This window comes from Methylobacterium brachiatum (genome assembly GCF_900113845.1).
In the GTDB taxonomy this organism is placed as follows: domain Bacteria; phylum Pseudomonadota; class Alphaproteobacteria; order Rhizobiales; family Beijerinckiaceae; genus Methylobacterium; species Methylobacterium brachiatum.
Genome location: NZ_FOQW01000004.1, coordinates 13866 through 31936, shown reverse-complemented (window position 1 = coordinate 31936; position 18071 = coordinate 13866). Strand labels below are relative to the sequence as shown.

At 70.5% G+C, this 18071-nt stretch carries 18 protein-coding genes; 16 read left to right on the top strand and 2 right to left on the bottom strand.

Features of this window, described 5'->3' with window-relative positions:
* Positions 1 to 142 precede the first annotated feature (142 nt).
* The 16 genes from rplM to BMZ47_RS04410 all read left to right on the top strand — a co-directional run bounded on the left by rplM (position 143) and on the right by BMZ47_RS04410 (position 15065).
* Positions 143 to 604 (top strand): 50S ribosomal protein L13, encoded by a 462-nt coding sequence (gene rplM, locus BMZ47_RS04485; protein ID WP_007565855.1) that lies wholly within the window; start codon positions 143 to 145, stop codon positions 602 to 604.
* A gap of 2 nt (positions 605 to 606) precedes the next feature.
* Positions 607 to 1092 (top strand): 30S ribosomal protein S9, encoded by a 486-nt coding sequence (rpsI, locus tag BMZ47_RS04480; protein WP_007565853.1) that lies wholly within the window; start codon positions 607 to 609, stop codon positions 1090 to 1092.
* Positions 1093 to 1288: 196 nt separating this feature from the next.
* Entirely contained in the window at positions 1289 to 2194 is a 906-nt protein-coding gene (locus tag BMZ47_RS04475; RefSeq protein WP_091859078.1) for a sugar phosphate isomerase/epimerase family protein, read from the top strand.
* Positions 2195 to 2749: 555 nt separating this feature from the next.
* Positions 2750 to 4210, top strand: a complete 1461-nt coding sequence (locus BMZ47_RS04470; RefSeq protein WP_050734896.1) for a helix-turn-helix transcriptional regulator — start codon at positions 2750 to 2752, stop codon at positions 4208 to 4210.
* Positions 4211 to 4517: 307 nt separating this feature from the next.
* Positions 4518 to 4865: a CsbD family protein gene (locus BMZ47_RS04465; protein WP_007565848.1), complete on the top strand. Its 348-nt coding sequence runs from the start codon at positions 4518 to 4520 to the stop codon at positions 4863 to 4865.
* Positions 4866 to 4903: 38 nt separating this feature from the next.
* On the top strand, positions 4904 to 5824 hold the full coding sequence (locus BMZ47_RS04460; protein WP_091859075.1) for a PhnA-like protein: 921 nt from the start codon (positions 4904 to 4906) through the stop codon (positions 5822 to 5824).
* A gap of 70 nt (positions 5825 to 5894) precedes the next feature.
* On the top strand, positions 5895 to 6098 hold the full coding sequence (locus BMZ47_RS04455) for a CsbD family protein (protein WP_007565845.1): 204 nt from the start codon (positions 5895 to 5897) through the stop codon (positions 6096 to 6098).
* 261 nt (positions 6099 to 6359) lie between these two features.
* Entirely contained in the window at positions 6360 to 6842 is a 483-nt protein-coding gene (locus BMZ47_RS04450) for a YidB family protein (RefSeq protein ID WP_007565843.1), read from the top strand.
* Between the two features lie 80 nt (positions 6843 to 6922).
* On the top strand, positions 6923 to 7861 hold the full coding sequence (gene argC, locus BMZ47_RS04445; RefSeq protein ID WP_091859072.1) for an N-acetyl-gamma-glutamyl-phosphate reductase: 939 nt from the start codon (positions 6923 to 6925) through the stop codon (positions 7859 to 7861).
* Between the two features lie 117 nt (positions 7862 to 7978).
* On the top strand, positions 7979 to 8521 hold the full coding sequence (locus BMZ47_RS04440) for a sigma-70 family RNA polymerase sigma factor (protein WP_007565841.1): 543 nt from the start codon (positions 7979 to 7981) through the stop codon (positions 8519 to 8521).
* Positions 8518 to 9285, top strand: coding sequence for an anti-sigma factor family protein (locus tag BMZ47_RS04435; protein ID WP_091859070.1), 768 nt, complete (start codon positions 8518 to 8520; stop codon positions 9283 to 9285). The genes BMZ47_RS04440 and BMZ47_RS04435 overlap by 4 nt, the downstream gene beginning before the upstream one ends.
* A gap of 85 nt (positions 9286 to 9370) precedes the next feature.
* Positions 9371 to 10048, top strand: coding sequence for a helix-turn-helix transcriptional regulator (locus BMZ47_RS04430; protein ID WP_091859067.1), 678 nt, complete (start codon positions 9371 to 9373; stop codon positions 10046 to 10048).
* 83 nt (positions 10049 to 10131) lie between these two features.
* Complete coding sequence (locus BMZ47_RS04425) at positions 10132 to 10359, top strand: hypothetical protein (protein ID WP_091859064.1); 228 nt, start codon at positions 10132 to 10134, stop codon at positions 10357 to 10359.
* 168 nt (positions 10360 to 10527) lie between these two features.
* Entirely contained in the window at positions 10528 to 11871 is a 1344-nt protein-coding gene (locus tag BMZ47_RS04420) for a discoidin/SUN/FTP domain-containing protein (RefSeq protein ID WP_091859060.1), read from the top strand.
* A gap of 238 nt (positions 11872 to 12109) precedes the next feature.
* Entirely contained in the window at positions 12110 to 13354 is a 1245-nt protein-coding gene (locus tag BMZ47_RS04415; protein ID WP_091859057.1) for a discoidin domain-containing protein, read from the top strand.
* 61 nt (positions 13355 to 13415) lie between these two features.
* Positions 13416 to 15065 carry an SGNH/GDSL hydrolase family protein gene (locus tag BMZ47_RS04410; RefSeq protein WP_091859053.1) on the top strand — a complete coding sequence of 550 codons (1650 nt, stop codon included), beginning with the start codon at positions 13416 to 13418 and terminating at the stop codon, positions 15063 to 15065.
* A gap of 9 nt (positions 15066 to 15074) precedes the next feature.
* Here BMZ47_RS04410 and BMZ47_RS04405 read toward each other — a convergent pair whose 3' ends face one another.
* Both BMZ47_RS04405 and BMZ47_RS04400 read right to left on the bottom strand, forming a co-directional pair.
* A complete protein-coding gene (locus tag BMZ47_RS04405) occupies positions 15075 to 17480 on the bottom strand; it encodes a glycosyltransferase family 2 protein (RefSeq protein WP_091859050.1) in 2406 nt (801 codons plus the stop codon).
* Positions 17481 to 17583: 103 nt separating this feature from the next.
* Entirely contained in the window at positions 17584 to 18000 is a 417-nt protein-coding gene (locus tag BMZ47_RS04400) for a hypothetical protein (protein WP_091859047.1), read from the bottom strand.
* Between the last annotated feature and the right edge of the window lie 71 nt (positions 18001 to 18071).

The window sequence follows — 18071 nt, the reverse complement described above, 5'->3', positions numbered from 1 at the left end:
GTTGACGCGCCGGGCGCACCCGGCTATCCACCGGCCGTCGCCGCCGCGTGCCCCCCACGCGGCGGCTCGTTTTTCGGCACCCCGATGCTGTCGGCGCCCCGATCCGTCGGTGCCCGTCGCGTCGGAACCCTGGGATCTCGCCATGAAGACCACCTCGCTGAAACCCGCCGAGGTCGACAAGAAGTGGATCGTGATCGACGCGGAGGGCCTCGTCGTCGGCCGTCTCGCCTCGATCGTCGCCATGCGCCTGCGCGGCAAGCACAAGGCCGCCTACACGCCCCACGTCGATTGCGGTGACCACGTCATTGTCGTCAACGCGGACAAGGTGAAGTTCACCGGCCGCAAGTACGTCCAGAAGCGCTACTACTACCACACCGGCTACCCGGGCGGTATCAAGGAGCGTACGGCCAAGTTCATCCTCGAAGGGCGCTTCCCCGAGCGCGTCGTCGAGAAGGCCGTCGAGCGCATGCTGCCCCGCGGCCCGCTCTTCCGGCAGATCCTCGGCAACCTCCGCGTCTACAAGGGCGCCGAGCACCCGCACGTCGCCCAGCAGCCGCAGGCGCTCGACGTCGGCGCCCTCAACCGCAAGAACGTGAGCGCTTGATCATGGCGACCCTGCAGTCCCTCGCCGACCTCAACCGGGCGAATACCGGCGCGGTCGACCCCGCCAACGAGGCCCCGGTCCACGTCCAGAAGCTGGACGCCCAGGGCCGCGCCTACGCCACCGGCAAGCGCAAGGACGCGGTCGCCCGCGTCTGGATCAAGCCCGGCAAGGGCACGGTCACGATCAACAAGCGCCCGGTCGAGGTCTACTTCGCCCGCCCGGTGCTGCGCATGATCCTGCGCCAGCCGCTGGAGATCGCCAACCGCGTCGACCAGTACGACATCAACGTCACGGTCGCCGGCGGCGGTCTCTCGGGTCAGGCCGGCGCCGTGCGCCACGGCCTCTCGAAGGCGCTGACCTACTACGAGCCGGAGCTGCGCGCCCCGCTCAAGCGTGAGGGCTTCCTTACCCGCGACGCCCGCGTCGTCGAGCGCAAGAAGTACGGCCGCAAGAAGGCTCGCCGCAGCTTCCAGTTCTCGAAGCGCTGATCCGCGGCTTCATCGACGGTTCGAAGACGGGCGGTTCCTGCGGGAGCCGCCCTTTTTCGTTGGCCGGCCAGTCACGGGCCGCGGGGCGGGGTTCGGCGACTGTCGGTCGGGGCGGGCTCAGCTCCGGGCCAGATCGACGTGGCACAATGGTCGTCCGTCATCGACGCCGTCGGCCACGCCTGGAGCCTTGATCCGGATGAACAGACGCCGTGCCCTCGCCACCGGTCTCGGTCTCGGTCTCGGTCTCGGCCTTGCCGTCGGGCGCGCCTCCGCGGCGGCGCCGCTGCCGGGGCCCCGCTTCGTCAACACCGTGCTGCTGGGCGGATCACCCGAGGAGAAGCTGCGCGCCGCCCGGGCCGCGGGCTTCGATCAGGTCGAGCTCTGGTCCTCCGACGTGGAGCGCGCCGAGGACGGGGCGGCGGGCCTGCGCGCCCACGTCGCCGCCCTCGGCCTCGGCCTCACCGACTACCAGGTGCTGCTCGATTTCGACGGGGCCCCCGGCGACGCGCGCGCCGCCAAGCGGGCCGAGGCGCTGACCCTGCTCGACACCGCGGCGGCTCTGGGCGCCGGGACGCTGCTCGTGCCCGCCTCCACGGACCCGGACTGCGATCCGGCCCGCATCACCGAGGATCTGGTCTGGCTGGTGGACGAGGCCCGCCGCCGGGGCCTCCGGATCGCCTACGAGGGCATGGCCTGGAGCACGGTCAACCCGTCGCTGGTGCAGGCCTGGGCGACGATCCGCGAGCTCGATCCGCGCCATGCCGGCCTGGTGGTCGACAGCTACCACCTCTTCGTCCGCGGCGAGACGCCGGCCATCCTCGGCGACGTGCCGCCCGAGCGGATCTTCCTGGTGCAGGTCTGCGATGTCGCCGGCCCGGTGCAGCCGTCGGATTACCGCGCGGTCGCCCGCCACGCGCGCCTCCTCCCGGGCGAGGGGGGCCTGCCGCTGGCCAGCCTCGTCGGAAAGCTCGCCGCGATCGGCTATCGCGGGCCGGTCGGGCTGGAGGTCTTCAACGACCGGCTCGAGCATGAGCCGCCTGAGGCCGTGGCCAAGCGGGCTTTCGGGTCGCTGCAGAAACTGCTGTCCGAGGGCGCCCTCTAGGGTTTTTCGCGATTTTTGAACGGAGCCTGCCGTGGCCGTCAGCGCGAGCGCGCCAAAGCAAAAACGGAGAGTCGTTTCGCTGGGTTGCGACACGGTACACGACGCTGCCTTGGAAGCGCGGTCGGCTGAGCGGACACAACCGTCGGTCCGATCCTGATCGGCGCTCCTCCAACCCAACCCCCTCATCCTGAGGTGGCGACGCGCAGCGGCGCCCTCGAAGGAGCGCTCCAGGGATCGCGCGCATACTGGAGGGCTCCTTCGAGGCTCGCTTCGCTCTCACCTTAGGATGAGGGGGTTGGGTTGGACGAGCGCCGATAAAGCCTAAGGCTGCCCCTGTCGTGTACCGTGGCATCGCGATGACGGTCCGGTGCCCAGCCGCTCATCCAAAGGGTCTGGACGGGTGACCGTATAAGCCCCCGCACCACGACACCCGATTACTGACCTAAGTAAAATATACCAGCAGACCGATTGCGCACAAGGGAACCTCCGGTCCCGTCGCCTGTTACCCGCCGCCGATCCAGTCCGGGTCGCATCAGGCGGAGCAGACGAACCACCGTGACCGCGGGCGTCGACAGACACGAGCTGAGGCAGATCATCGCCGGCCTGACCGAGGGCGTGATCCTGGTCGAGCCGGACCAGACGATCACCTGGGCCAACGACGCCGCCCTGGCCATGCACGGCGCCGAGAGCCTGGAGGAGCTCGGCGAGACCGTCGACGCCTACCGGGACCGGTTCTCCGTCCGCTACCGCAACAACCGGCCGCCCGAGCATTACCCGATCGAGCGGGTGGTCCGGGGCGAGACCTTCCACGACGTCATCGTCGAGGTGGTGCGCACCGACCGGCCGGACGTCGCCTTCGTCCATTCCCTGCGCAGCCTGGTCGCCACCGACCGGGCCGGGCAGCCGAGCTGCCTCGCGCTGATCCTGCAGAACGTCACGCCGCAATTCGAGGCCGAGGAGCGGTTCGAGAAGACCTTCAACGCCAACCCGGCGCCGGCCGTGATCACCCGGCTGTCCGACCTGCGCCACGTCAAGGTCAATGCCGGCTTCCTGGAGATGACCGGCTACACCCGCGACGGGGTGATCGGGCGCAGCGTCTACGAGGTCGACGTGCTGGCCGAGGCCAAGCAGCGCGAGCTCGCCGTGACGCGGCTCAATGCCGGCCAGACCGTCCCGCAGATGGAGGCCTGCCTGCGCCTGCCGGATGGCGGCTCCCGCTTCGTCATCGTGGCCGGCCAGCCGATCGAGATGGGCGAGGAGCCGTGCATGCTCTTCACCTTCGCGGATCTGGAGCTGCGCAAGAAGGCGGAAACCTCCCTGCGCCAGAGCGAGTCGCGCTTCGCCACCGCGTTCCGGATGACGCCGGTGCCGACGCTGCTGGCCCGGGCCGACGGCTTCACCGTCACGGCCGTCAACGAGGCCTTCCCGCGGATCTTCGGCTACGGCCAGGACAAGGCCGTCGGGCGCTCCGCCGAAGAGATGGGCCTGTGGATCTCGGATGCCGCCCGGGCGAAGTTCGAGGCCACGGTCCGGCGCGCCGGCTACGTGCTCGGCCTCGAGACCTGCATGCGGCACGAGGACGGGACCGAGATCGACTGCCTCGTCTCGGCCGAGCGGGTGGTGATCGGCGAGGACGATTACGTCCTGGCGGTGCTCCAGGACATCACCGAGCGCAAGCGCTCGGAGCGCGAGCTGTTCACCGCGATCGAGACCGTGATGGCCGACACCTCGTGGTTCAGCCGCGGCCTGATCGAGAAGCTCGCCGGCCTCCGGCATCCCGGGCGCGACAGCGCCGACGAGGGTGTGCAGAGCCTCACGGTCCGGGAGCGCCAGATCCTCGGCCTGGTCTGCGCCGGCCTGTCGGACGAGGCCATCGCCAAGCGGCTGAACCTGTCGCGCAACACCGTGCGCAACCACGCCGCCGCCCTCTACCGCAAGCTCGGGGTCCACAAGCGCACCGAGGTGATCGTCTGGGGCCGGGACAACGGCTTCACCACGCGGGAAGCTAGTACATAGTCGAAGAATACCGGTACGAACGTACCATTGATCTGAACAAATCAGACCCCATCTGCGGCTCAGCCAAGACGAGACCGCGAGAAACCTGAATTTCGAAGTCGAGGCCGTCCCGGGGCAACCCCCGGTCCGGTGCCGGGTTCACCCACCAGAGCCATCGGCCCATCGACCGGCGACGCCGCGAAGGACCGGGCTCCGTACTCTTCGCAGAAGTCCGACGCGAAACCCGGGATCTCGCACCACGCGTAGACCGGGCCGAGCGGCGCACACCCACCGCACCAGTCCAGAACGCTCAGACAGGAGAGACACCATGGTTGATACGGATCGCGTGACGGGAGCCGCCAAGGAATTCGTCGGCAAGGCGCAGGGCGCCGTGGGCGACCTGACCGGCTCGAAGAGCGACTCGGTCGAAGGCCGTTTCCGCGAGGCGCAGGGCTCGGCCGAGAACCTCTACGGCCAGGCCAAGGACACCGTCCGGCACGTCGCCGACGAGGCCGGCCACTATGCCGAGGACGCCTACGAGCATGCCGGCGACTACGCCCGCCGGGGCACCCGCGTCGTGGCCCAGCAGGTCGAGGAGAGCCCGATCGTCGCGCTGCTGATCGCCGGCGCCGTCGGCTACGGCCTCGCTTTGCTGATGCACGCCCGCCGCCGCTGAGCGCCGGCCACTCTCTCACGACGACCAGGAGTCCCCCAGTGACCGCTTCCCCCAGCCTCTCGACCGCGCCGCTCGCCCATACGAGCGACACGCGCACCGTCCTCCTCCACCAGGTGTCGTGGGGTGCGATCTTCGCGGGCGCCACCACGGCGCTGGTGGCGCAGGTGATCCTCAACCTGCTCGGCGTCGGCATCGGGCTGTCCAGCGTGGGCATGGACACCGCCGACAACCCGGCCGCCTCGACCCTGTCGATGAGCGCCGGGATCTGGTTCGTGGCCTCCGGCATCGTCGCCTCGCTGATCGGCGGCTTCCTGGCCGGGCGGCTCTCGGGCAAGCCCGTGGGCGGCGCCGCCGGCCTGCACGGGCTGGTCTCCTGGTCGGTGACCACCCTGGTCGTCCTCTACCTCCTGACCTCGGCGGTCGGCGGGATCGTCGGCGGCGCCTTCAACGGCGTGGCCACGACGCTCGGCGGCGCCGGCAACCTCGTCGGCGGCACCGTGCAGACGGCGGCCCAGGCGGCGGCGCCGTCCCTGTCGAAGATCTCGAACCCGATCGACGGGATCGAGCAGACCGTGCGCCAGCAGGCGCAGGGCCAGGATCCGCAGGCGGCGCGCGATGCGGCCGTGGCGGCGGTGCGCGCGGTTCTGACCGGTGATCCGGCCCAGAAGCAGCAGGCCGAGGCCCGGGCCGCGGACGCGCTCGCCAAGGCGCAGGGCATCCCGGTCGACCAGGCCAAGCAGCAGATCCAGGACTACGAGAAGCAGTACGACCAGGCGGTCGCCACCGCCAAGCAGAAGGCTGAGGCCGCGGCCGTCGCGGCGAAGTCGGCCGCCACGCAGGGCGCCTTCTACGCCGCCCTCGCGCTGATCCTGGGCGCGATCGCCGCCTTCCTGGGCGGCCGCCTTGGCGCCCCGAAGGTCGAGACCCTGACCGAGTCCTACGGCACCCGCCGCGCCTGATCCCCGCGACCCCCGCGCCCGGCGCGGGGGTTCCCAGGATCCACCTTTCCACCCCAACCGGAGCGCCACGATGAGCAGCACCACCGACAAGCTGAAGGGCCTGGCCAACGAGGCCGTGGGCAACGTCAAGCAGGCCGCCGGCAAGGCCACGGGCAACGACAAGCTCGTGGTCGAGGGCAAGGCGCAGGAACTCAAGGGCGAGGGCCAGCGCACGGTCGGCGAGGCCAAGGACGGCGTGAAGAGCGTCGTCGACTCCGTCGCCGGCAGGAAATGACCCGCCCGACCTGACGTGAACCACGGGAGCGTCCGCCCGGCCGCTCCCTCCGCCGACAACCACGGAGAACACCGATGATCCGCAAGCTGCTCACCATCTTCGTCCTGCCGAAGCTGATCGCCTATGTCAGCCGCCGCGTCGCCGGCCGGTCCGCGGCCCCGTCGCGCCGCCCCCGCTGACACCGCGCGCAGGCCCCGGGACGATCCGCCGACCGGGGTCCGCGCCTCAAGCCAGACAGGCGGACACCAGAGAGGACACGCCATGAGCAAGGGTTACCCCTCGATGACCGCGTTGCTGGGCTTGCTGGCTTTGGCCGGCTACCAGAACCGCGACAAGCTCGCCGAGCTGCTGAAGGGCCACGATCACGGGACCAGCCCGTCCCCGGTCCCGTCCGTGCCGAATCCCGCGACCGCGAGCGGCGGCACCGACAATTTCGCCCGCCTCGGGGGCTTGCTGGGCGGCGCCGGTTCGGCCGGGGTCGGCGGCCTGATCGCCAACGGCCTCAGCGAGCTGGTCGATCACTTCACCAAGGGTGGGCACGGCGAGACCGCGACCTCGTGGATCAATCACGGCACCAACCGCGACATCCCCGAGACCGATCTGGAGCGCGCCATCGGCCCCGAGACCCTCGACCACCTGACCCAGCAGACCGGGCTCAGCCGGGCGGCGCTCCTGTCGCGCCTGTCCCGCGAGCTGCCCTCGGCGATCGACCGCTACTCGCCCGACGGCCGCCTGCCGACCTGACGTGGCGTTGACAGCGCCGCCCGCAGGCGCCACCTCCGGGGCGTAACGGCCGGGTGTGATTCTGGCCTGCGAGACGGATCATGGCGAGCGAAGCAGCGACGCGGCCCATCGTGTTCATCGATGGCGAGGCCGGCACCACCGGCCTCGGCATCCGCGAGCGCCTGGAGCGCGACGGCCGCGTCACCCTGCGCAGCATCGCGCCAGAGCACCGGAAGGATCCCGAGGCCAAGCGGGCGCTGCTCACCGAGGTCGACCTGGCGGTCCTGTGCCTGCCGGACGAGGCCGCCAAGGAGACGGTGGCGCTGGCCGACAGCCTGCCCGGCGGCGGCCCGCGCATCCTCGATGCCAGCACCGCCCACCGGGTCGCCCCCGGCTGGACCTACGGCTTCCCGGAGATGACCCGGGAGCAGGGCGCCGCCGTGGCCCGCGCCCGGCGCGTGGCCAATCCCGGCTGCTACCCGACCGGCGGCATCGCGCTCCTGCGCCCCCTGGTCGAGGCCGGCCTCATCCCGGCGGATTTCCCGATCAGCGTCAACGCGGTCAGCGGCTATAGCGGCGGCGGTAAAAGCATGATCGAGGATTACGAGCGGGGCAGCGCGGCGCCGTTCCTGCTCTACGGCCTCGGCTTCGCCCACAAGCACGTGCCGGAGCTGCAGCGGTTCAGCGGCCTGACCCGGCGGCCGATCTTCGTGCCGTCCGTGGGCAATTTCCGCCAGGGCATGCTGGTGAGCGTGCCGCTCCACCTCGACGCGCTGCCGGGCAAGCCCGCGGCCACCGATCTGGAGGCGGCCCTGCGCGACTGGTATGCCGGGCAGCCGCTGGTCCAGGTGGTGACCGGAGAGGGCAGCGAGAAGATCGAGCCCGAGGCGCTCAACGACACCGACCGGCTGGAGCTGCGCGTGTTCGGCTCGTCCGAGCACCGGCAGGCGGTGCTGGTCGCCCGCCTCGACAATCTCGGCAAGGGCGCCTCCGGCGCGGCGGTGCAGAATCTCGGGCTGATGCTCGGGCTCGACGCCTGATTTTTCGCCGGTCCCGGGAATATCCGGGGCGGCTGGACGGTTCTCATTCCGGGGCGCGGAGCTGCGGGGTGAGCGGCCGATGGCGGCGCGCGCGATCGATCCGGGGGGCGGCGGCGTATGACGACGCTCGCCCGTGCGCGCTTCAGCCAATTGGTCCTGCCCCGCCTCGATGAGGGCTACCGGCTCGCGCACTGGCTCACCGGCAACGCCACCGACGCCGAGGACGTGATGCAGGAGGCGTGTCTGCGCGCCTACCGGGCGATCGAGACCTTCGCGGAGGGCAATGCCCGGGCGTGGTTCCTGACCATCGTCCGCAACACCGGCTATTCCTGGCTGCAGCGGCACCGGCCCCGCGCGGTGATCTTCGCCGAGGATCTCGCCCCGGAGGCCCGGGCCGCCCTGGATGCCGGGAGCATGCTCGCCGAGGCGCCGGAGACCCCCGAGGCCGCCCTCATCGCCCACGACGAGGCCGGGCGGCTCGGCCGGGCGATCGAGGCCCTGCCGGTCCCGTTCCGGGAGGCGCTGGTCCTGCGTGAATATCACGGTCTCGGCTACCGGGAGATCGCCGAGGTGACGGGCGCGCCGATCGGGACCGTGATGTCCCGCCTGGCGCGGGCGCGCCAGCACCTGCTCGAACGGCTCGCGAAGGACGGGCGATGACCGGCGACGACGAAACCCTCCTGCTGCTGAGCGCCTATGTCGACGGCGCGCTGTCGCCCGGCGAGGTCCTGGCCATGGAGCGCCGCCTCGCCGCCGAGCCGGATCTCCGCGCCCAGGCCGAGCGCCTGCGCGGCCTCTCGGGCGCCGTGCGCGCGACCCTCGCGGAGGTGCCGGCCCCCGAGAGCCTGCGCGCCCGGATCGTCCAGACGATCGGGTTCGCGGATCCGGAGCCCCGCCGTGCCCGGCTCGGCTCCTGGCCGGCGCTCGCCGCGACGCTGGTGGCCGGGATCGCCGTCGGCGCGTCGCTCGGCGGGGTCGTTCCCCTCGGGACCGCCGAGGCCCCGTCGCGACCGACCGACGCCGTCCTGGCCGGCCACCTGCGCGGCCTCGCCGCGCCGCAGCCCTTCGATATCGCCTCCTCCGACGGGCACGTGGTCAAGCCGTGGTTCAACGGCCGCACGATCATCGCCCCCGACGCCCCCGACCTGTCCGAACGGGGCTACCCGCTGGTCGGCGGCCGGATCGACATCGTCGACGGCAAGCCGGTGCCGACCCTGGTCTACCGCCACGACCGGCACGTGATCAGCGTCACCGTGGTTCCCGCGACCGGCGATGCGCCGGCCGGCGAGGAACGCCGGGACGGGACGTTCATCGAGCGCTGGAGCGCCGGCGACCTCGCCTACTGGGCGGTGTCGGACCTCAATGCCCGGGACCTGCGGAGCTTCGTCGCGCTGTACCGCGACCGGACCGCCCGGCCGAAATGACGAATTTTGCCGGCGCCCGGGAATATGTGCGCGGGGACGCGGGTTCTTCATCGCATCAGCCGTACCGCTCCGACGGGGGTCGCGCATGATCGCCTTGACCGACCGAGACCTGCACCCGGCCTGCGGGTCCGGCGCCCCGCGATCCGCCCGCGAGGCGGTCCCCGTGGAGGCCGCGCTCTGCTGGCTGATCGACCATTTCGAGCAGGGCATCGCGGTGACCGACCGATCCGGCCGCCCTTTCTTCCTGAACGGCGCCGCGCAGGCGCTGATCCGCCGGGGCCTGCTGCGCCTCCGGAACGGGTGCCTGTGCAGCGCCACGCCCGAGCACGGTGCGGCGCTCGGCCGGCTCATCGCCCGCTGCGCGGTCGGCGCCGGCGGCTCGATCCGCCTCGTGGGCGAGACCGGCACGCTCCTGATCGCCGCCTGCGCGATCCCCGGGAACACCGTGCTCCTGCGCATCATCGATCCGGATTCCGCGCCGCTGCCGGATCCGGGCGCGCTGCAGGATCAGTTCGGCTTCACCCCCGCGGAGGCTGCCCTGGCCACCGACATCCTGGCCGGGAATGACCTCGCGGCGAGCGCGGCCCGGCGCCGGATCACCCTGCACACGGCCCGCGCGCATCTGCGCCGCCTGTTCGAGAAGACCGGGACCCGCCGGCAGGCCGCGCTGATGCGCCTGCTGCTGCTGTGCCCCCAGCCGGTCCCCGCGACCGCCCGCGCGGGGCACGTCGCACTCAGATCTCCGAATTGTTCAAACGTGTGATGCGGCCCCTTCCAAATAAATCCACGCTCCGAATCGTCGATACGCGATATGAAATCGGTATTCGATCAGGAGGATAGCGGACGATGATCTTGGCGATCCTGAAATCCATGCAGGCCCGGCGTGCGGCGACACGCAATTACCGTGTCCTCTCGGCCCTGGACGACGATGCACTGTGCGATGTCGGCCTGGACCGGCGCACCCTGCGCGCGTTCTGCGACAACGGCTGCAGCCATCATGCGCCCCTCGGGAGCAGGCCGGCCCCGGGCCTGGCGGTCCTGATGCCCGGGGGCCTCACGCCCGCGCTGCGGTGAGGCGAAGCGCGCCGAGCGTCCCTCCCGCCCGCCCCCTATCGTCGAGGGGACCGGCCGCCCCCGCCGTGCACCGCATTGCGACGCGATCGGGAACGGCGCTCGTGGCACGGGACGATCGCCGTCGACTTCGGTACAGGATCCTCCGGCGGTCGGGAGGATCGAGGGGCGATGGGCGCGGCACGCGGCGGGACGGACGAGCGGATCGATCTGGCGGCGGGACAGCCATGGCATCGCCTGGATACCGAGGCGCGCCGCCCCGACCCCACCGGGACCGTCCGGCTGCAGGTCGATCTCGGCCTGCGCTTCCCGATCCAGGCCGTCTCGGGCGCCGGAGAAGCCCCCGACCTGGCGGTGTCGGATGACGGGCAGGTCTGGTCGGAGCCCGCCGTCCGGGCGAGCCCGGACGGGGAGGGGACGGCTTCGGTCGAGCCCGCGACGGGTACCTGGGCCCGCTATGTCCGCGTGAGCCGCCCCGGCGGGCGCGACGTCCCGGCGGTGCAGATCTGGTGCGATCGCGCGGCGTTCGACCTGATCACCCTGCGGCACGTCCTGGGCGCGTCCTTCGACATGGCCGGCGAGCGGCCGGGGGCCAACCCCTACGTCACCTACAGCCTGGTCAGCGCCGAGCGGCCCCGGTCGCGCGCGCTCGTCGGGCTCGCGCTCTACGAATGCGGCGCCTTCGGCAATTGCCTGATCCAGTGCCTGCTCGCCATCGGCATCGCCCGCAACCTGAACCTCAAGACGATCAAGCTCCCCGCCGCCGACCGCAGCGACGTGATCGCCCTGTCCGGCCCCGTGACGCTCGGCGGCATCACCTTCATCCCGGGCTCGGAGCCGCTGCCGCCGGACGGGTCCTACCTGTCGGGGATGTATTTCGACCTCGGGATCCAGCGGCTCGCCGGCACGCTGGGCCCGGAGGAGACCCGGGAGATCGTGCGGACCACGATCCGGCCGCTGTTCAACCGGCTGCCGGCGCAGATCCCGGACAAGCCCGACGACGAGCTCCTGATCCATATCCGCTCGGGCGACATCTTCGGCACCTGGGTCGCGCCGCAATATCCGCAGCCGCCACTGGCCTTCTACCGCATGGTCATCGACCGGCTGCTGGCGGAGGGCCGGATCGCGTCGATCAAGCTGGTCTTCGAGAACCGGCTCAACCCGGTGATCCCGGCGCTGGAAGCCTGGATCACGGCGCGGGGCGTGCCGTTCACCACCCAGAGCGGCGCGCTGACGGACGACGTCGCGGCGCTGATGAACGGGCGCTACCTCGTGTTCGGGCTGGGCACCTTCGGCCCGGGGGTGTGCCAGCTCTCGGACCGGATCGAGCAGGTGTTCTACTTCGCCTCCGGCTGGCCGCAGCACTTCAGGAGCATCCCGACCATCGGCAGGGTGGTCGAGGTGCTGGACGTGGCCGGCGGCTACACCAAGGTCGGCGAGTGGGACAACTCGCCGGAGCGGCGCGCCCTGATGCTCGACTACCCGATCGAGAACCTCGCCTTCGACGACGCCTGAACCGCCGCCCTTGCCCAAGGCGTAAAACTCGGTGACAAGCGCCCCGGAAACCTTGAGTCAGTCCCGATCGCCGAAAAGAATCCTGGATTCAAAAGGTCCGTGACCTTGTGCGGGTCCAGGGCGGAGCCCTGGTGTCGGGCTTCGCCCCCGAAACCTCGCCACTGGGCTCAGCCCTTTGGGAATCCGGTCTTGCCGGTGCGCGGATCGCCAGCGGGTTCAGACGCCCGGGAGGATCGATTTGGCCAGCGCTGTCCAGCCCTCGGAAGCCCTGCGGGTCAACGCCTTCCCGATGCACCGGGCCGAGATCCTGATGCAGCAGCGGCGGCGCCTGCGCGACCGCCGCACGACGCTGGTCAGCTTCGCCGCGAAGTACCACTACGTGGTCAGCCAGCGCCGCCTCGTCGCCGCGGCCGCCGCCACCGGGGATTTCGACACGATCGAGAGTTGGTCGCCCGACCGGCTGCGCGGGACGCCGTTCTACGCCGCGCACAAGCAGATCCTCGACCGGTCGCGGGGCGCCGGGAACTGGGCCTGGAAGCCCTACATCATCGCCGAGGCGCTGGCGCAGAGCCGCGACGGCGACTTCATCGTGTTCACCGATACCGGCATGCAGGCGATCGACGACGATCCGCTGCCGCCGGTCACCTCGCTCTTGACCTGGCTCGCCGGGTCCGGGCGCCGGGTCGCGGTCGGCGTGCTGCACGGGAAGCCGCAGCGGGTCTGGACCAAGCGGGACTGCTTCGTGCTCATGGAGTGCGACTCGGAGCGCTACTGGAACGCCGACCAGATCCAGGCGACCTGGATCGCCTTCATGGTCAGCCCCGAGACCCGCCACCTCGTCGCCGAATGGCTGCGCTATGCCGGCGACGAGCGGGTCGTCACCGACATCCCCAACCAGATGGGCCTGCCGGATTTCGACGGCTTCATCGACCACCGCTTCGACCAGAGCATCCTGTCGAACCTGATCTACAAGCTCGACCTGGAGATCCCGCCCCTGCGGGAGGCCTCGAAGAAGATCAAGACCCTGATCGGCGAGTTGGAGATGGACACCCTGGTCACGGTCCGGCCGTCCGAGAACATCGCGCTGGGCAAGACCTGGCGCGCCAGCTCGGGCTCCCCCTGGTCCGGGACCACGGGCGTCTACGGCGAGCGGACCACCGGCGACCCGTCGTTCTTCTTCCACACGGCGCTCGAGCCGAATCCCTGGTTCGTGCTCGATCTCGGCGCAATCGAGCGGGTCTCGGAGATCCGGCTCTACAATCGCTGGGGACAGCTCAGCGAGCGCGCCCAGATGATGCGGGTCTGGCTCGGCGAGACCGAGGCCGATTTCCGCCTCGTCTTCGACGCGGTGGATGCCGACTGGCATCCCGGCCTCCCGCTCCATCTCCGGTTCGACAATGCCCGGTTCCGCTACCTGAAAGTCGACCTCGACGAGGAGCAGGTCCTGCACCTCGACGGGATCGAGATCTTCGCGGCCCGCTGAACCGGCGTGCCGGACGACAGCCCGCATCACGGACGACGATACGCATGACGAGGGCGACCGCATGAGCGCGCCGGCCGGCGACAGGCCGCTCTTCCCGTTCGGGCCGATCCTGTTCTTCGGCGATTCGGTGACCGCGTCCTGGACGGCGCAGATGCCCGACGCCTTCTCCGGGCCGCAGACCGTGGCGCGCGGGATCCCCGGTCAGACGACCCGGGACATGGCGCGCCGGCTCCGCTCCGAGATCGCCCTCTACGGGGCGCGGGGGCTCCACCTGATCTGCGGCCGCGACGACATCCTGGGCGGCAATCCGGGGGTCACGCGCGACGGCATCGTGGCCGACATCCGGGCGATGCTCAGCGACACGCGCGACCTCTACGTGCGCAGCTGGGTCGGCTCGATCCCGCCGGTCGACCCGGCCTCACCGGCCGTTGCCGGGCGGCCCCTCGGGCTCATCGCCGAGGTCAATGCCTGGCTGCGCGACCACGTCCACGAATACGGCGCCGCCTTCATCGACCACGACCCCGTCCTGGCGACCGAGACGGGCGCGCTGAAGCCCGCCTTCAGCGATGACGGCGTGACCCTCAACGCCGCCGGCAACGCCGCGCTCCAGGCCGCGATGCTGGCCGCGCTCACCGCGCCCGGCGTCGATCAGATCTGGCCGCCACCGGAGAGCGAGGACGCGGCGCGGCGGCGCAAGTTCCTGCACCATTTCGGCTATCTCGACTCGAACACCCGCCATCCGAGCCCCTATATCCAGTTCGCCGGCAAGCCGGGGGCGAGCCATTACGGCGTCCCGTTCGACGCCCAGGGCTTCCTCAACGCCACCGCCATCACCGCGCACAAGCCCCCCGGCGAGACCCGGATCTTCGTGGTCGGCGACTCGACCACGATCGACGGCGGCACGCTGGCCAACACCCTGCCCGGGCGCCTGGAGCGGATCCTGCGAGCGCAGGGTCGCACGCGCGCAAAAGTCTACAATTTCGGCGTGATGTCGAGCTGCCTCACGCAGATGACCCACCTGATCTGGTCGAAGCTCGTGGGCTACCAGCCGGACGCCATCGTGGTGGTCAGCGGCAGCACCGACCTGTTCCAGCCCTGGACCTACGATCCGCGGCCCGGCTACCCCTACAACGCCTTCATCACCGAGCGGCTCTACGACCATTTCTTCGACACGCACGATCCCCGGGCCCGGGAGGACGGCCTGTCCTACGACGCGCTGGTCACGCTGATCTACGAGGAGCTGAAGCGGCTGCGCGCGGAGGTGGGCTGGCAGACCCCCGGCTGGGAGGACGCGATCATCCACCATTACCGGCTCGCCGCGCACCGGCTCACCAAGCTGTCCCACGACCACGCCGTGCCGATCGTGAGCGTCCTGCAGCCGACGGTGCTGCGCAAGCGCCACCTCACCGAGGTGGAGCGCACCGTCGCCTCGGGCGCATTCCTGGCCTATCTCGACCGCCAATACGCCAAGCTGGAGGCGTTCACCGCCGAGCTCGCGGCGCGGCGGCCCTACCGCAGCACCTTCACGGCCCTCGACCTCAGCGGCATCTTCCGCGATCGGGAGGCGGGGACCTTCTACGACATCGTCCATTACGACGATCCGGCCCGGGAGATCGTCGCGGCGCGACTGGCGGGCGAGGTGGCGAAGGTGCTCGACCGGCCCCGCACGCCGTTCGCGCGGGTGCGGCGCTGGCTGGGCGGGAGGCGGTAGCCCGCCGTCTTAGCCCTGTCGGTCGGCTCGCTTCACGCGATGGGTAAAAATGACCGACAGCCACGGCACGACCTCGTGCTCGACCTCGATCGAGAGCAGCACTTCGAGGTGGAGCGCGTAGGGGAGGGTGAGGCGGAAGCCGCAGCGGGCCTCCTCCATGGTGGTCGGCATGTCGCCCAGCACCGCCGCGATCACGTCGGGCCGGTGGACATCCACCGGGTGGCGTTGGACCTCGCCGTCGACCTCGGCGATGAGCGTCGCCTTGGCCCGGCTCGCCGAGACCACCCAGCCGGCGAGCACCACCTGCCCGTCCTGGATCTCGGCCCAGACCCGGTCCTGCGGCGATTCGAGGTTGGCCCGGGCGAAGGAATCCGGCAATTCGCCGTCGAGCTCGGCGATGGTGCAGCCGACCTCGTATTTCTCGAAGCCGCGCCCCTCGCCGAAGATCTGTGCGAACTGCTTCTGGTACTGGGCGACCCGGGCGTTCTTGATGTCCTCGGGCAGGCCCGACCACTGGCCCTTGTCCTGGATCGTGTAGACCGAGAGCAGCTCGCGCAGGAACGCGATGCGGCCCTTGTCGGCGACGTAGAGGTTCATCAGCCAGTCGGCCGCCGCCGCGTTCTCGTAATACGCCTCCGGCACCCGGCGCAGGGCCTCGGCACGGTAGAAGCAGCAGGAGAAATTGGCGGTGAGCGGCGCATTGGCCAGCACCGGGAAGCTGATCGTGCCGGTGGGGTAGCGGCCCTGCTCGTCGTGCGGCACGAAGGAGCCGGTCGCCGGGTAGTGCAGCAGCACCCAGTTGAAGCACATGTCGAGGGCGCGGTCGTTGCGCAGCATGCGCATCTGCATCGCGATCTTGCGGTCGGAGAGCCAGTAATCGTCGGCCTCGCAGAAGGCGATGTAGCGGCCCGTGCAGGCGCCGATGCAATCCTGCATGTTGCGCAGCATGCCGAGGTTGCGTTCCCGGGGCCGGACGGTGATCCGCTCCGGATCGCGCGCCCGGTAGGATTCGACGATCTCGGGCGTTCCGTCGGTGGAGCGGTCGTCGCCGATCACCACCTGCAGCTTGAACAGGCCGCGCTGGCTCAGCACCCCGTCGAGGCAGCGGCGGATATAGCCGGCGTGGTTGTAGGCGGTGACAATGACGCTGACCGTCAGCTGCTCCTCGAGCCAGGCGCGCAGCGCCGCCGGCTCGCCGGAGAGATCCTCCGGGGCGTCGAGGCCCATATCGTGCAGGGCCGCCCGGGCGATGTCGGGATTGGCATCGATCAGCGCGCCGAGGCTCGGGACGTCCTCCTCGTCGAGATAGGCCTCGGCCAGGCGCCGGAAGATCGCCTTCTGCGAGGCCTCGTAGCCGGCGGCGTAGCGCCCGCCGAAATGGCCGCGCAGCGTCCGGAAGAACGCGATCTCGGAATTGCCGAGCTTCTTGTGCCGGGCGAGCTCGGTGGCGTAGGTCGCCCACATCCCGGCCGCGTGCTTGCGGTAGACCGCCATGACCTGGGGCAGGAAGCCGATGCGTCCGACCTCGGCATGCATCAGGTGGACGTACCAGTCCCCCGGGGCGATCCCCTCGTCGAGCCGGAACGGCTCCTCGCCGTGGTAGCGCCAGCGATAGAGCACGCTGTTGGTCTGGACGAAGTTGTGCGCGACGAGGTCGGACAGCGAGGGCTGCGGGCTCGAATGCTTCGGATAGACCTCCTCGACGCCCGGCATGTCCTCGTAGAGGACCCGCACCGGGTGGAAGCAGAGGGTGAATTCCGGATTCGCCCGTAGAAAATCGACCTGGCGCTGGAGCTTGCTCGAATCGGTCCAGTAATCGTCGCCCTCGCAGATCGCGACGTATTCGCCGCGGGCGCGGGCCGTAAGATCGGAAAAATTCCTGTTCGGGCCGAGATTCTCAGATCGCAGCACCGCCACGAGGTTGGGATGGCGGGCGGCGTAATCCGCGATGATCTCCGCGGTCCCGTCGCTCGACCGGTCGTCGCCGACCAGGAGCTCGAACGGGAAATCCGTGACCTGCCCGAGGATGCTGTCGAGGGTCTGCCGGATGAACCGGGCCTGGTTGTAGGTGATGCACAGGACCGACACGACCGGCCGGTTCCAGGCCGGCGCGGGCTCGGAGTCGGCGCGGGCGCGGATCCAGGCCGCGAACGGGTTGACGAAGCTGCCGTCGAAGGTCTCGTCCGGCTCGGCGGTGAAGTCCGCCCGCGGCTGCCGCCCGAGGCGGGCGCCGTACTTCACGTAATGTTCGAGGGGCGAGAGGTCGGTCAGGCCGACATCGGGATAGCGGGTCGCGTACCAGATGTGGTCGAACCGGCCGCTGCGATAGATCGTCGAGAAATCGTCCTGCCACGGCTCCAGGGCGGGCGTCGCCGTGTTCGCACCCGGCGCGGCGTCTCCTGCACCGTCCTGCATCGATCCAATTCCTCGAACGCGCCTGGGGACCGCTTCCTTCGACCGGCCCCTCTAGCGCATCGTCTTTCTCCGAAAGCCGGAAACCACCTTTCGGGACGATGCTCTAGAGGGTGCCGGGAAGGCGTCCTTCCTCGGAGCCGTGGTTGTAATAGTGCCGCGTCGGATCGGCGCCGGCATTCGCGACGTCGTCGTTGCAGGACAGGTAGAAATTTCGGTCGAACAGCCCGGAGGTCTCGAGCCAGTCGAGCATGGTCTGCTCGGGGACGACCGGCGCCCGGTCGGGGCTCGCCGCGGCGGCCTCCCGGTAGAGATGCACGAACTTGGCGATCCGGGCCGCGACCTCCTTGGCGGGGGGCCGGCGCACCGAGGAGGCGACGACGCTCGACTGCTCGCCGGGCCGCCGGCGCTGGAGGTCGGCCTCGGCCAGGCGCACCAGCCGGGCCATCTCGCCCTGCGCTTCCTTGAGCCTCGCCTGCGTCTCGGCGAGCTCGGCCCGCAGCGCGTCCACGTCCTCGCTCAAGGTCGGCTCCGTCTCAGTCTCGACGTCCTGCGATCCGGGCGCGGGACCATGCGGCGGGATCGGCCGGATAA

What these genes read in the sequence shown, in the direction of transcription:
- BMZ47_RS04420 (WP_091859060.1), top strand. Translation starts at nt 10,528, where the DNA reads ATGGGCGCGGCACGCGGCGGGACGGACGAGCGGATCGATCTGGCGGCG.
- BMZ47_RS04405 (WP_091859050.1), bottom strand. Translation starts at nt 17,480, where the DNA reads ATGCAGGACGGTGCAGGAGACGCCGCGCCGGGTGCGAACACGGCGACG.
- rpsI (WP_007565853.1), top strand. Translation starts at nt 607, where the DNA reads ATGGCGACCCTGCAGTCCCTCGCCGACCTCAACCGGGCGAATACCGGC.
- rplM (WP_007565855.1), top strand. Translation starts at nt 143, where the DNA reads ATGAAGACCACCTCGCTGAAACCCGCCGAGGTCGACAAGAAGTGGATC.
- argC (WP_091859072.1), top strand. Translation starts at nt 6,923, where the DNA reads ATGGCGAGCGAAGCAGCGACGCGGCCCATCGTGTTCATCGATGGCGAG.
- BMZ47_RS04465 (WP_007565848.1), top strand. Translation starts at nt 4,518, where the DNA reads ATGGTTGATACGGATCGCGTGACGGGAGCCGCCAAGGAATTCGTCGGC.
- BMZ47_RS04450 (WP_007565843.1), top strand. Translation starts at nt 6,360, where the DNA reads ATGAGCAAGGGTTACCCCTCGATGACCGCGTTGCTGGGCTTGCTGGCT.
- BMZ47_RS04410 (WP_091859053.1), top strand. Translation starts at nt 13,416, where the DNA reads ATGAGCGCGCCGGCCGGCGACAGGCCGCTCTTCCCGTTCGGGCCGATC.
- BMZ47_RS04455 (WP_007565845.1), top strand. Translation starts at nt 5,895, where the DNA reads ATGAGCAGCACCACCGACAAGCTGAAGGGCCTGGCCAACGAGGCCGTG.
- BMZ47_RS04425 (WP_091859064.1), top strand. Translation starts at nt 10,132, where the DNA reads ATGATCTTGGCGATCCTGAAATCCATGCAGGCCCGGCGTGCGGCGACA.
- BMZ47_RS04475 (WP_091859078.1), top strand. Translation starts at nt 1,289, where the DNA reads ATGAACAGACGCCGTGCCCTCGCCACCGGTCTCGGTCTCGGTCTCGGT.
- BMZ47_RS04430 (WP_091859067.1), top strand. Translation starts at nt 9,371, where the DNA reads ATGATCGCCTTGACCGACCGAGACCTGCACCCGGCCTGCGGGTCCGGC.
- BMZ47_RS04440 (WP_007565841.1), top strand. Translation starts at nt 7,979, where the DNA reads ATGACGACGCTCGCCCGTGCGCGCTTCAGCCAATTGGTCCTGCCCCGC.
- BMZ47_RS04435 (WP_091859070.1), top strand. Translation starts at nt 8,518, where the DNA reads ATGACCGGCGACGACGAAACCCTCCTGCTGCTGAGCGCCTATGTCGAC.